This is a genomic window from Streptomyces sp. T39 (assembly GCF_008042045.1).
Lineage (GTDB): Bacteria > Actinomycetota > Actinomycetes > Streptomycetales > Streptomycetaceae > Streptomyces.
Genome location: NZ_RDBP01000013.1, coordinates 139,561 through 152,783 on the forward strand (window position 1 = coordinate 139,561; position 13,223 = coordinate 152,783).

The window sequence follows — 13,223 nt, forward strand, 5'->3', positions numbered from 1 at the left end:
CCCCTCACGGTGTCCGGACCGCCGCCGACCGTCGGCGGAGCGCGCCGGGCACCGCGCCATTACTATCCGACCGCGCGCGGGCGCAGAAAGTCACCTTCCGGCCGCCCTTTCGGAGCCATCTCGGACACGGCGGCGGGGGCCTACGGCGTGCGCGGGAGCCGGACGGTGACGAGCAGTCCGCCGACGGGGCGGCTCACCAGGCCGAGGGTGCCGTGGTGGGCGCGGACGACGCTGTCCACGATGGCGAGCCCGAGGCCGACGCCGGCGTGCTCGTCGGTGCGTGCGCGTTCCGTGCCGCGCTGGAAGGGCTCGGTGAGCGTCGCCAGCAGGTCCGGCGGTACCGGCGGGCCGGTGTTCTCGACCCGCAGCACGCATGCGCCGCCCTGGACCCCGGTGTGGACCGTCACGGTGCCGCCCGCGGGAAGGTTGTGGACGACGGCGTTCTGCACGAGGTTCGTCACCATCCGCAGCAACAGCTCCGCGGACCCGCCCGTCCGTGCCGCGCCGCCGGTCACCCCGAGGGTGATCCCGCGCTGCTCCGCGAGGTGGAGCAGCGACTCCGCGGCCTCCTCCGCGACGAGGGAGAGGTCGACGCTCTCGGGGGTGAAGTGGCCACGGTCGCTGCGACTGAGCAGCAGGAGGGCCTCGGTCAGGCCGATCGCGCGCGTGTTGACGGTTCCCAGGCGTTCGAGGAGTTCCTCCCGGTCGCGCGTGGGGTCCTTGCGGGCGACGTCGAGCAGCGTCTGCGAGATGGCCAGCGGGGTGCGCAGTTCGTGGGAGGCGTTGGCCGCGAACCGCTGCTGCTCGGCGACATGGGACTCGAGTCGCCCGAGCATCGTGTCGAACGCGTCGGCGAGCTCGCGGAATTCGTCCTGGCGTCCCTCCATGCCGATCCGGTGGGACAGCGAGCCTCTCCCGGCCGTCCGTGCCGCGGCCGTGATCCGTACGAGCGGCGCCAGCATGCGCCCGGCCAGGATCCAGCCGCCGAGCAGCCCGAACCCGAGCAGGAAGGCCATGGCCGCGGCCGCGGCGGGCGCGAAGGTGCGCACCAGCAGGTAGCGGTTGGGCGCGACCCCGAGGAGGCCCTGGGAGTTGTCGGGCACGTAGCGCAGCAGGAACACCCACACCACGGCCAGCAGGAGGGCACCGGCGACGGCGAGGAACCCGGCGTAGCTGAGGGTGAGCTTCAGCCGGACGCTGAGCCCGGGACGTCTACGCACGCGCACTGCCGCCGCGGGCGGCGTCGGCACCGTCCTCGATGCGGTAGCCGACCCCGGGCACCGTGGCGATGATCCACGGTTCGCCGAGCCGCTTGCGCAGTGCGGAGACCGTGATGCGGACGGCGTTGGTGAAGGGGTCGGCGTTCTCGTCCCAGGCCCGTTCCAGCAGTTCCTCGGAGCTGACGACGCCGCCCTCGGCGCCGACGAGGACGTCGAGCACGGCGAACTGCTTGCGGGTGAGCGCGACATGGCGTCCGTCGCGGAAGACCTCCCGGCGGAAGGGGTCGAGGCGCAGCCCCGCGATCTCGCGGACGGGGGGCCGGGCGTGCCCCCGCCGGCGGTCGAGCGCCCGCAGCCGCAGGACGAGCTCCCGCAGCTCGAACGGTTTGGTGAGGTAGTCGTCGGCCCCGAGCTCGAAACCGGACGCCTTGTCGTCGATGCGGTCGGCGGCGGTGAGCATCAGGATCGGGAGGCCGCTGCCCGAGGCCACGATGCGCCGGGCGACCTCGTCGCCGGAGGGGCCCGGGATGTCGCGGTCGAGGACCGCGAGGTCGTAGGAGTGGACGCTGAGCATTTCCAGGGCGGTGTCGCCGTCGCCGGCGATGTCGGCGGCGATGGCCTCCAGCCGGAGGCCGTCACGGACGGCCTCCGCCAGATAGGGCTCGTCCTCCACGATCAGTACGCGCATGGCGGAAGCCTAAGCAGCACGGCGTATCGCCGGCGTCTGCGCGGCCCGGCGCCCACCGGGACGTGATCCGGCCGCCGGCGTCTGCCCGGCCCGGCGCCAAGTGCGACGGGACTCGGCCCGCCCCGGCCGTCGGCGGCGTGCATCAGGCGGCCGGGGCCGGCGCGGGGCGGGGCCGGCCCGACGGCGCCGGAGCCGCCGTGCGCCACCAGCGGCGCGACGCGAGCCCGGCCAGCACCGCGCCGGCGGTGTTGAGCAGGACGTCGTCCACGGACGACACCCGGTCCAGACGCAGGACGTACTGCGCGGTCTCCACCAGCACCGAGCAGCCCGCCCCGAGCGCCACGATCCGCCGCACGGACGCCGCCGCCGCGAACCGCACCGGGGCGAAGAACCCGAGCGCCGCGAAGACCAGCAGGTTGCCGGCGAGCCCGAGCGGCCCCATCGTGACCAGGTCCCGCAGGGGCACCAGGCTCAGCCTGCCGGGGACCGTGCCGGCCCCGGCGCCCGGCATCATGGTGATCCACACGAACGGCACCGTCCCGTGCACCATGGCCACCTCCGCGAGCGACATCCGCCACGCCGACGGGCTGCCGGCGGCGCGCCGGTGCCGGGCCAGGACCCACGCCACCAGCAGGGCCGCCGGCAGCGTGACCAGCGTCATGAGCACCACACCGTTGAACGTGTCGAGACAGCCGTGCCACCGCCCGGCCATGCACTGCGGAGCGGTCATCGTCAGCGGCCGCCGCAGGACGAAGGCGGTGCCCGCCAGGGCGAGGATCACGAGGAGGGCGAGCGCGATTGCGCGCGCGCGGTGGCGCGGGGGCGGGGGTGAGGCGTTGCGGTTCATGGTCCCATTCGAGACGTCGGGCCGTCGCCAGGGCGTATGCGAAGTCCGATACGCCCGCGATACACGTACGCCCCGGGTGGCCCGCGATACACGTACGCCCCCGGTGGGGCCCGACAGGTCGTACGGCCCGGCGGTCCGGCCCTCCCGGGGCCGGTGCAGGCTGCACGTGTACGGGGCGGGATCGCGGGTAGGCGACGGGAGCCGATGGTGTCACGGGGGCGGGAGCAGAACGGATGAGCGTGGAATCGACGACGGGCTGCGAGCGCCGACAGGTGCCTGCGGGGGACGTCATGACGGTGTCGGGGGCGTTCGAGGGCAGCGAGGACATCGCCGTCGCCCGGGACCTCGCCCGTCACTTCCTGGCCGATGTCCAGGCCGAGTACGGACTGCCCGTCTCCGGACGGGTGATGGGCACGGTCCAGCTCGTGGTCAGCGAGCTGGTGACCAACGCCCGCAAGTACGCGCCCGGCCCGTGCCTGCTGACCCTGCGGATCGACGGCGGTGCGGTCGAGGTGACCGTGTGGGACAGCAACCCGACGCCGCCCACGATCCCCGCACCCGATCCGGCCCGGATCGGGCAGCACGGACTGGAGATCGTGATGGCGGTCGGCAGGAGTTTCGCCGTGCACCGCGAACCGGTGGGCAAGAAGATCTGCGCGGTCATCGAGCTGGCCGACGACCTGGTGCGGTGACGCCCCGGCCCGCACGGAGAGGCGGCGGCCGGCGCTCCGCGGGGCCCGGGCGGGACGTCAGCCGGCGTGGGGCACGTCGATGACGTCGCCCTTCTCGTCGAGGCTGTGCGTGCGCCAGTACACGTCCCACTCGTCGTCGACCTTCTGCGGCACCTTCCCCTCCGGGTACCGGGTGTAGCCCTCGGGGACCTTCTCGCCTTCCTCGACGCAGGCCGAACCGGTCGAGCCGACGGTCATGACGGGATACTCGCCACCGCTGCAGATGTCGTCCTGGAAGGAGAGACCGGAGCATCCGGTCAGGGCGAGGGCCGCGGCGGCTCCGGCGAGCGCGGCGGCCGCCGCGGTGCGGATCCGGCGGCGCCGCCGGATCCGGCCGGCGGGGCGGGGGACACGGGGCAGAGAGGTGGTCACGGGCGTCTCCTGTCGGCTGTTCGGTCTGCGCCCACTCTCGCCCGGCGGTGATCATCGGGCCTGAGTACGGCTACTCACCCGGGTACCCCCGCGCCTACTCAACAGAGCCGTTTCCGGCCGTACTCGGCCGGCTGCCGCCGCGGACGGCGTCACTCGTGAACAGGCGGGAGACGCCGTCGACGTCAGGGGCAGACCGCCGCCGAGCAGCTCGCTGGCGGTGGCGCCGAGGATGCCGAGGATGCCGGAGAGCGCGTCCATGAGAATTCTCCTGTCAGGTGGGGGAGTGGTGGGAACCGGTGCTCTGAGGACCAGGGGGACGCCGTCGCGGCAACGGCCAGCCCGGCGGTGATCACCCGCACGGGGGCACCGTTGCTCCGCCTGCAGCCGGTCCGGGCCCGGTCGGCGTCGCCCGTGCTCGCGTTCCGGCCGATCGCCCACGCGTCGTGCACGGCTGCCAGGGGAGCGCGGTGGAAGAGTTGCCTGCGCCGACCGGCCGGCCGGCCGGGTCGCCGGCGGGACGGCCGATCCTCCTCGACGCCCATGACCCGAACGGGAGCCCGCCGTTGCGTCTCTACGCCCAGATTCCCGCACGCCGGAACCGACAGGTGCTCGGGGACGTCCTCGCCGTGGCCCTGATCGCCGTCACGGTGTGGGCGGCCCTCCTCGTCCGCGACACGATCATGCTGCTGGCCGAGCCGGGCCGGAAGGTCGAGCGCTCCGGCGACGGTCTCGCCGAGGAACTCGGCAACGCCTCGGACGCGGCCTCGGACCTGCCGCTCATCGGCGGCGTCCTGAGACAGCCGCTCCGGTCCGCCGCCGACGCGGGCAGCGGCTTCGCCGACGCCGGCGCATCGTTCCAGGACAGCGTCACCCAGGTCGCCGACGCGGCCACCGCGGCCCTCATCGTCTTCCCCGTGCTCCTCGTCCTGGTGCTGTGGATCCCCCCGCGCCTGCTCTGGATCCGGCGCAGCGCCATCGTCCGCCGCCTCGCCGACGCTCCGGGTGGAGCCGACCTGCTCGCCCTGCGCGCCCTCACCGGCCCGCCGGCCGCCCTCGCCCAGCTGCCCACCCCGCCCGGGGGTCTCGCCGACGCCTGGCGCCGGGGCGACCGGCACGTCATCGCCGCCCTCGGCGCACTCGCCCTCGCCCGGACCGGCCTGCGCCCCTGACGCACTCCTCCCACCGCGAGCGACGGCCGTCGGCCGCGCACCCGGGCGGGACGGCCGCCGGCGAGCCCCAGGAACGACGGCCGGGCGGCGCGCCTCGCCGACCGCGACACCCGGCCGGGACGCCCGGCGCGGCGCACGGCGCCCGCCCCCGGCGCACCGCCCGCCTGCCGCATCCGGCCCCGTCCCGGTCGCCTCGGCGGCTGCACCCGCCCCGCTTCGGCCACGCACGCTCGCGCCCGCCCGCACCCCCCGCGTCAGACCGCAGCCGCCGCCAGGTCGTCGAAGACGGACGGCCAGCCGCCGTCCGAGAAGACCCGGCGGTGCCGGTCGAGCAGCGCGCCGAGGACTCCCTGGAGCCGGGGGCCCACCGTCGGCCGGGCGCTGATCTCCTGGAGTGCGGCGCGCAGTTCGGGGGTGCGGCTCAGGGGCAGGCACTGCACGAGATGCGCGGCGAACTTGTCGTCGAGTTCCACGGCGGCCAGGACGAGCCGCAGCCGGGTGCCGGTGGCCGCCGTCGGCAGGAACGACGAGAACGCCCGCCGCCACGCCTGCCCCACGTCCTTGCGCGCGCTGCCGCCGAGGGCGGAGTCCCGGATGCCGCGCCCGACCGCAAGGATCAGCTCCGCCGTCCGCTCCTCGGAGAGCGACTCCCCGCCGCGCCGCCCCGGCAGGGCGTACGCGGCGAGCGCCTTCACGCACCGGGCGTCGGCCGGTGCGGCGAACGCCAGGGACACCGCTTCCCCGACGTCGTCGGCGGTCCCGTGCTCCCCGTACCACCACAGGCACCAGCGCTTGGCCCGCAGGGAGTCCTCCCCCCACGGGTCGGGCGCAGGCCCGCTCGCCCCGCACAGGCCGCGCAGCAGCGGCACGACCTCGGCCGCCGGATACACCCCCTGCTCCAGGCCGACGCCGACGACGCCGATCAGTTCCGCCACCAGCTGCCGGTCGGGGAGGCGTCCGATCCAGTCGGACACGTCCTTCCAGTCGGCCGCCGGGGCGCCGGCCGCACGGGAGAGGATCGCCAGGATCGCGGCCAGCGACCGCAGCCTGACCCGCACGTCGTGGGCGAGACCGTCCGACGGGTCTGGCGGCACGGCGGCCCGGAAGGAGGCGAGAGCGGAGCTGCCGAGCCGCGCCCGCGCGGGCCCGTCGAGGTCCAGTCCCTCCTCCAGCACCTTCCGGGCCGGCGGCAGCCGGTCCACACGCAGCAGGACGTCGACGAGCGCGGCGGCCTCCGCCGCGGTGCCCCCTCGGCGATGCGGGTCCACCCAGGCCGTCACGTCCTTGCCCGTGGGGGAGACCCGGCCGGGCAGCGCGTCCGCCACCGCGACGGCCGCGGGGACGCCCGCGGCCACGCCGCGCACCAGCAGCGGCAGCAGGCAGTCCGACCGCTCCCACACCCGGCCGGCGCGGTCACCGGCCTGTGCCGCGGCGGCCGTCGCGACCGCCGCGAAGCGTTCGCCGGACAGGTCCGTGCGCCCCAGCGCCGCCATCACCGCCTTCGCCCGTACCGACCGCTCGTCCGAGGCGCCCCGCCCCTGCAGCGGCAGACCCTCGGCGAGCCACCGGGCGGCGAGTGCCCGTGCCGCGTCCCCCAGCGACGACGGGGAGTCCAGCAACCGCACGAGGCCGCCCCGCGACAGCTCCGTCAGGGTCTCCTGCCGGGTGACTCGGGCGAGCAGGCCGAGGAACGGCTCCGGGTCCTCGCCGGCCGGCCAGCACTCCCCGGCGACGCCGAGCACCGCGCCCAGCAGCGCCCGGTCCGCCGTCGTCAGGGGGGCGCCGGAGGCCAACCGCCCGGCGACGGCGCCGAATTCCCCGAGCAGCTCGGCGTGCCCGCGCGCCCGGAGCCACGGTTCGAGCACGGTCGTGTACGCCTTGATCAGCGCGGAGTGCACGTCGGTGCCGGACCCCACCGCCTCGGCGGCCCAGGCCACCCGCTCGGCGGCCGTCCCGGCCGCCGCGACGTGGGCCGGGACGGCGGCGATCCGGCCCAGGATCTCGGCCGCGTACTCGAACCGGCCGTCGCGCAGCGCCGCCCGGACCACCTCGCGGACCAGCGGCAGCGTCTCACCGGGCTCCCTCACCAGGAGCACGACGAGCAGGCCGGGCAGTTCGCCGCGGGTGCCGACGCCCCCCTCGCCGGCGACCGAGCGCTCCACCAGCCCGAGCCCGCGCAGCTCCGCCACCGCGCGGGCCGGCTCCTTGGACAGGAGCCGGCCGAGCACCTCGACGACCGCGAGCCACGCGTTGTCCGGCCGTCCCACCGCCGCCGTCAGGCAGGCGGTGTCCTGCGGCCCGAAGTCCCGGCCGGGACAGGGCAGCAGCGCCAGGAACCGGCCCAGTGCCGAGACGGACGTCGAGGGCGCGGCCAGGACGGTCAGCAGGTCCGGCCGCATCGCGCCGGTCACGAGCGTGCCCTGCGCCGCGACCGACAGCACCGTCCGGCGCAGCCCGTAACGGGCCGGCCCGCCGCCGCTGCCGGTGTCCCGTGCGAACGTGGACAGCAGCGCGCCCAGTTCGGCGGAGGCCGCCGGCGCGACCTCCTGCGTGCGGTCGGCACACAGCCATGCCTGCTCCAGCACGGCCAGCAGGAAGTAGTCGTCGTCGGCGCGCTCCCTGACCCGGCCGATCAGCGCACGGATGCCGCCGGCCCCGGCCCGGGCGATCAGGGCCCGGCTCGCGGCGTACTCGAAGAACGTCTGGTGGAAGAACTGGAAGACGCCGCCCGCGAGCCGGCCGACCCCGCGGCGCTGCAGCAGGGCGATCTCCTGCCCGAGCCGGGCCGACGTGAGCCCGGGCGGCAGCCGCACCGCGGCCACGCGTGCCTCCGGGAGACCGGTGCGCAGCATCTCCAGGGCGAGGGCCGCCGCGGTGTCGCCCAGGTCCCGGTCGCGGTCGCCGGCCTCGCCCGTGCCGTCCCAGGAACGGCGGTCGCGCAGCACCCGGTGGTCCCAGTACGCCTCGTACAGGCCCGTGGTGTCGACGACGCCGGAGACCTGGCCGGGCGTGTAGATCTCGAACAGCATCCGCAGGGTCAGCGGACGCAGGCACAGCGGCGTCAGCGAGACGTCCCGTGCCACGATCGCCAGCATGCGGCTGACCAGGTCCTCGCGGAGCAGCGGGTCGGCGGTGAAGAAGGCGCTGTGGGCGAGCACGGCGCGGGCGAACTCGCTCCGGGCCGACGGCTCCTGGCCCGCGGGCGGTTCGGTCGCGTAGTCGCGCAGGGAGAACCGCGGCCAGCCGGAGGGCAGTTCCGTCGCCTCGGAGATCCGGGAGGTCATCACCACCGCGGCCCGCGCCTGCACGGCGGACTCGACGACGGACACCAGGGTGTTCCACGAGTCGTCGTTGTTCACCAGGACGTCGACCGTGTCGAGCAGGAGGGTGACCGCGCGGCCGTGGTCCCGGGCCGCGCCGACCGCCTCCGCCAGCGCCGCCGCGTCCACCTGGGCGGGTTCCGAACCGGCCGCCAGCCAGGTCGCCTTGACGAAGAAGACCTCGTGGTCCGGGTTGGCGCAGAGCCGCTGCGCCAGTCCCCACAGCAGGCTCGTCTTCCCGCAGCCCGGCTCCCCGGCGACGACCAGCGGATCGCCGCCCGGGGCGAGCCGCGCGGCGACGACCTCCTCCAGATCACGGGTCACGTAGAGACCGGCCGCGAACTGGCTCTGCTCGGCACCGCCGAAGACGGTGCCCGACACCGTCCCGGCGGATCTGCGGGCCCGGTCGCTCAGACGCCGCAGCCGCGGCAGCGGATCGCCCGGCCGGAAGGCGAGCGCCGGCCGGTCCCGGGTGGCCGGCGGCGGCGCCGGGCGGGCCGCCGCGGTGAGCAGCGGCTGCCCGGGTGCCGAGGCGCCGCGCAGGTCGACCGCGTCCAACAGGGCCATCGTGCCGGTCAGTTCGCCCTCGACCAGCACCGGGACGAGCCGGCGGTGGGGCGTGCGGTGGTCGAGGCGCAGGACGTGGTCGCGGTCCGCCGCCGCGCCGGGGTCCGCCAGATAGGCCGGGCTCACCACGGCGAACACCACCCCGCCGCCCTCCGCGTGCTCGCGCAGCGTCCGGCTCCCGGGGCGGGCGGGATCCGGGGTCAGGAGGACGTCGTGGCCGGCGGCGCTGAGCACCCCGTGCACCATCTCCGCCCAGTGCCGGTCCCCGGGCACCCAGCTCAGCATGACCGGCGGCCGCGGACGGGGCCGCGCGTCGGGTGGGGCCGGCCGCAGCAGTCCCGCGTACGGCCCGTCCGCGAGGGCCCGGGCCACGGCCCACGCCGGTACGCCCTGGTTGACCGGGCCGGCCGCGTAGTGGTGCACCCCCACGAGCCGTCCCCGCATGTCGACGATGGGCGAACCGGACGACCCCTTGAGCGTGTTCGCCCCCGCGTAGCGCATCCGTGTTCCCGACGGGCTGAGTTCGGGCGGGGCGGTGATGTGGGACGTCGACTGCTGCATGCCCAGCGGGTGCTGGACGATCAGCAGGGGACACGCGCCGCGCAGGTCGTACGCGCTCTCGTCGAGGGTGTAGTGGCCCCGGGCCGAGCCCGCCGGGTCCGGAACCCGGCCCGTCAGACGCAGCAGGACGAAGTCGAGCCGGTCCGTCGGCGCGTCCCACACCGGCGACACAGCGCCGCCCGACTCCCCGTCGGCCGGCCCGCTGCCGCACAGCAGCTCCGGCACGTCGACCAGCATCCCGGTCTCGTGCGCGCTCCTGCCCGCCGCCGGGACGAAGTCGAAGCGGGCGCGGACCCCGTCGAGCCGGCCGGCCGTCACCGTGCCCACGACGTGGGAGGCGGTGAGGAGCACATCGGGCGCCACCAGGAATCCGGTCCCGGCCGGTCGCCCCGACAGCTCGATCACGGCCACCCGGTGGCGGGCGTCGAGCGCGACCTGCAGCAGCTCGCCGGTCGGCACGAACCCGGCCGGGGGACGGGTGATCCCTTCCGGCCCGTGGCCGGGCGGCAGGCCGTCAGCGGCCATGGAGCCGCACGATGCGTGCCAGGACCGAGGCGTGGACGGCCGCGTTGTGGCCCCCGTCGAGATACCCGAAGTGCAGCGCGGCGGCCCGGCCGGTCTCCAGGTCGATCACGGCGGACCCGGAGTTGCCGCCGAGAGTGGTCGCGTCGTGGTGGACGACGCCCTCGCCCTCCACCGCGGTGATGCGGCCGCCGGAGAGCCGCTTGACGTCGTACACCCCGTCGAAGATGCGTTGCTGGTCGCTTCCCCGGGCCCGGCTGTCCTGCGCCGGGTAGCCGATGACGGCGACCCAGCGCCCGACGTCCCCGCCGCGCGCCCGCGAGGCGGTCTCCAGCGCGATGACGGACGGCGGCCGTTCGCCGTCCTCGCCCGACCCGGCGATGCGCAGCAGGGCGACGTCCGGGCCGGGCTCCGGTTCGATCCACACCACCTCGCGCACCGCGAAGCGGGACTCCTCGGGCCTGCGGTACTCGTGGTACCAGTCCAGGGCCGCCCGTACGGGCTTGAACTGCGGACGGGCGAAGACGAATCCGCTGCCCTCGGGGCGCGCGAACTCCTGGGCCACATGGCGGTTGGTGACCACCAGGCCCGGTGCCACCATCCAGCCCGTGCCCACCCACGCGTGGCGGTGGTTGCGCAGGTCGACGCGGCCCACCCCGGGGATCGCCGCCTCCAGCCGCGGACGTGCGCGCTCCAGTCTGGCCGTCACCTCACGGCTGGTGGGGTGGCCGTCCGCGGGGAGCACGAACGAGGAGCGCTGCACCAGGTGCACGGGGCGGGCGAAGCGCTCGACGATCGCCTCCAGACCGGAGTCGTCCGGGACCCAGGTGCCCTCGGTCATGCGCCGTACGGCGTCGGCCGCCTCGTCCACCCCGGGCCGGGGGCCGATGTTCTCGAAGCCGGACGACGCCGCGGCGGCGCCCGCGATCTCGTCGTACCGGTCGAGGAATTCCTGGCGGACCGCCTCGTCGGAGAACACCTGCCGGTAGTCCACGCCGTACCCCCGCCCGTCCGGGGCCACGCCCCCGCTGCCGTCCCTGCCCGCATCGTACGGGGCGGGGGTACCCGCCGGGGGCCGTCCCCGGCAACTCCGCACCGGGCGCGCGCCGTTGCCGGACACCCCCGAACCGCCGCGACGTCCGGAAGCCGTGCCCCCTCGTGCTGCCTCCGGCGTCGTCGCCGGCCTCTAGGATTGCCCGGACAGACGTCCGCCGACCGGCCCGGAGTCGCCGTCATGCCCCTGCAGATGACGTTGAGCGCGATCACGCTCGACTGCCCCGATCCGCTCGCCCTGGCGGCGTTCTACCGGCAGGCCACCGGCCTGGAACTGCACCCGGAGTCCGACGCGGGCTTCGCGGCCCTCACCCGCGAGGACGGACTGTCCATCGGCTTCCAGCGAGTCGACGACCACCGGCCTCCGACTTGGCCGTCACCGGCCGTCCCCCAGCAGCTGCACCTCTGCTTCACGGTCGGCGGCGAGCTGGACGAGGCCGAGGCCCGGCTCGTGGAACTGGGAGCGGGCAGGCCGGATGCCCAGCCCGACGAGCGGAGGTGGCGGGTCCTCACCGATCCGGCCGGGCATCCCTTCTGCATCCTCGAAGGCTGACCGCGGGTACGGGTCCTCCCCGGACCGAGGGGTCGGGCCGTGACGCTCCCGCAGGCATCAGGACGCCTGCGGCCGCCTGAGCCGGCCGCGAGGACCCTCTCCGGCGGAGAGCCACAGGCGTTCCGGCGGGCGCCGGCCGCCGCGTCAGCCGTCCTGCCCCCCGGTGGTCCCGGTGTAGGCCCGCATCGCCTCCCGGCCGGCGGGCACGCCCCACGAGCGCAGGATCTCCAGGAAGTTGCCCCACATCCAGGTGTCGTCGTCCAGCGACGCCAGCGTCCGCATCAGGCGCTGCTGGGCCGGCGTCAGGTCCGTGTACGCGGGCAGCGAGGCCGGGCGTCCGTCGCCGAAGGCCAGGCGGAGAGCGGCCGAGGTGACGGCGAAGGCGGCGATGCCGCTCGTCCGGGAGAGGCCGGACGTCACGGCCTCCAGCGCCTCGCCCGGGTGCCGTTCGCCCAGGACGGTGAGGGAGGCCGCCGCGTATCCGCGCAGGTCCCCTTCGTGGAAGGGGATCCCGTGATCGGACGGCTCGTCCTCGTCGGCACACAGGGTGGCGAGGACGGCCACACAGGCGTCCGCGTCCTGCGCCGGGCAGCCCGCCTCGGTGATCGCGGTCGCCGCCGCCCAGCGGACGGCGGAGGGACGCTCGTGCCCGAGGAACGGACGCAGGACCGGGACGATCGTCCCGTCGCCCAGCAGGCCCGCGGCCACGAGCGCCGTCGCGGTCACCGCCGGCTCCGTCTCCCGCTCCAGCAGACGAAGGAGGTGCGGCACCGTCCCCGCGGCCTCTTCGGGGAACCAGGCCACCGCATGGGCGGCAGCGGTGCGGACGTCCGGCTCGGCGTCCTCCAGCAGCGACAGCAGGGCGGGGACCTCGGCGCGTACCGCGTCGTAGGTCGCGAGCTCGTCCTCGAGGTGGCGGAGATCGCGTGCGAAGTCGAGCACCGCGCGGTGCATCTCCCGCACCCGGCGTTCGCCGTCGTCGGCGGCCTCACGGACCCAGGCGTCGTACTCGGCGCGTACGCCGGCCTCACCCTTCGCGCGGAAGTCGGCCACCTCGCGCCGCCGGCCGGAAACGTTCACCCCACCGGGCAGATGCGCCTCGTCGTAGCCGACGGCGAGTGCGGCCAGCAGCCCGACCACCTCGGCACGGTCGGGCAGCACGGCGTGCCGGGCGATCCGGGACAGGAACGGCACGGCCGCGGCCGACGCCTCGTACCGGCTGCCCTGGTGGAAGATGTTGCCGTACAGATCGTGCAGTGCTCTTCGCCGCTCGGCCGGATCCTGCCCGCACAGGGCGCGCAACTGGCCGGGGACGTCGCCGGCCGCGCCGTAGGCATGCTCCAGGGCGGACCAGTCGATCGCGTCCAGTCCGGACAGCGGGGTGTTCGTATCGGTTGTCACACCCTGCAATCTGCCATGGGGCTCGGACACTGCCCGGCGGCGAGGCCCTCACGGGCCTCCCGGGAGAGGAGCACACCCTGAACAAACGGAGTTTCGGCATGGATGAGAACAGCTGGTTCGAGGTCGAGGACCCGGCGGAGTACGGCGAGGAGCCCTGGGACTTCGACGAGGAGGAACTCGCCTTCCTCGCGGCCCTGCGGGCCCGGACCGCCCACTGGC

Annotated in this window: 10 protein-coding genes; 3 read left to right on the forward strand and 7 right to left on the reverse strand. The window is 75.4% G+C overall.

The genetic code is table 11. The features are described from left to right. Positions 1-140: 140 nt before the first annotated feature. The 3 genes from EAO77_RS17990 to EAO77_RS18000 form a co-directional block, all read right to left on the reverse strand. On the reverse strand, positions 141-1,220 hold the full coding sequence (locus EAO77_RS17990; RefSeq protein WP_147989290.1) for a sensor histidine kinase: 1,080 nt from the start codon (positions 1,218-1,220) through the stop codon (positions 141-143). Further along, positions 1,213-1,908 (reverse strand): response regulator transcription factor, encoded by a 696-nt coding sequence (locus EAO77_RS17995; RefSeq protein WP_147989291.1) that lies wholly within the window; start codon positions 1,906-1,908, stop codon positions 1,213-1,215. Before EAO77_RS17995 ends, EAO77_RS17990 begins: the two co-directional genes overlap by 8 nt. A gap of 142 nt (positions 1,909-2,050) precedes the next feature. Then, positions 2,051-2,755: a VanZ family protein gene (locus EAO77_RS18000; protein WP_147989292.1), complete on the reverse strand. Its 705-nt coding sequence runs from the start codon at positions 2,753-2,755 to the stop codon at positions 2,051-2,053. Between the two features lie 233 nt (positions 2,756-2,988). On the opposite strand from EAO77_RS18000, the gene EAO77_RS18005 reads away from it, so the two are divergent. Beyond that, positions 2,989-3,447 carry an ATP-binding protein gene (locus EAO77_RS18005; protein ID WP_147989293.1) on the forward strand — a complete coding sequence of 153 codons (459 nt, stop codon included), beginning with the start codon at positions 2,989-2,991 and terminating at the stop codon, positions 3,445-3,447. Positions 3,448-3,504: 57 nt separating this feature from the next. Here the strand turns inward: EAO77_RS18005 and EAO77_RS18010 are convergent, their stop codons facing one another. Then, entirely contained in the window at positions 3,505-3,858 is a 354-nt protein-coding gene (locus tag EAO77_RS18010) for an SCO0607 family lipoprotein (RefSeq protein ID WP_410088575.1), read from the reverse strand. A 563-nt stretch (positions 3,859-4,421) separates the two neighbouring features. Here EAO77_RS18010 and EAO77_RS18015 point away from each other — a divergent pair. Continuing rightward, entirely contained in the window at positions 4,422-5,027 is a 606-nt protein-coding gene (locus EAO77_RS18015; RefSeq protein WP_147989294.1) for a hypothetical protein, read from the forward strand. 254 nt (positions 5,028-5,281) lie between these two features. Here the strand turns inward: EAO77_RS18015 and EAO77_RS18020 are convergent, their stop codons facing one another. Both EAO77_RS18020 and EAO77_RS18025 read right to left on the reverse strand, forming a co-directional pair. Then, complete coding sequence (locus EAO77_RS18020; protein WP_147989295.1) at positions 5,282-10,000, reverse strand: trypsin-like peptidase domain-containing protein; 4,719 nt, start codon at positions 9,998-10,000, stop codon at positions 5,282-5,284. Beyond that, complete coding sequence (locus tag EAO77_RS18025) at positions 9,990-11,018, reverse strand: trypsin-like serine peptidase (RefSeq protein ID WP_147989296.1); 1,029 nt, start codon at positions 11,016-11,018, stop codon at positions 9,990-9,992. The genes EAO77_RS18020 and EAO77_RS18025 overlap by 11 nt, the downstream gene beginning before the upstream one ends. A 213-nt stretch (positions 11,019-11,231) precedes the next feature. On the opposite strand from EAO77_RS18025, the gene EAO77_RS18030 reads away from it, so the two are divergent. Beyond that, the gene (locus EAO77_RS18030) at positions 11,232-11,603 is read left to right on the forward strand and encodes a VOC family protein (RefSeq protein ID WP_147989297.1); all 372 of its coding nucleotides are present in this window, start codon (positions 11,232-11,234) and stop codon (positions 11,601-11,603) included. Between the two features lie 144 nt (positions 11,604-11,747). Here the strand turns inward: EAO77_RS18030 and EAO77_RS18035 are convergent, their stop codons facing one another. Beyond that, entirely contained in the window at positions 11,748-13,004 is a 1,257-nt protein-coding gene (locus tag EAO77_RS18035) for a HEAT repeat domain-containing protein (protein ID WP_147989298.1), read from the reverse strand. Positions 13,005-13,223 lie beyond the last annotated feature (219 nt).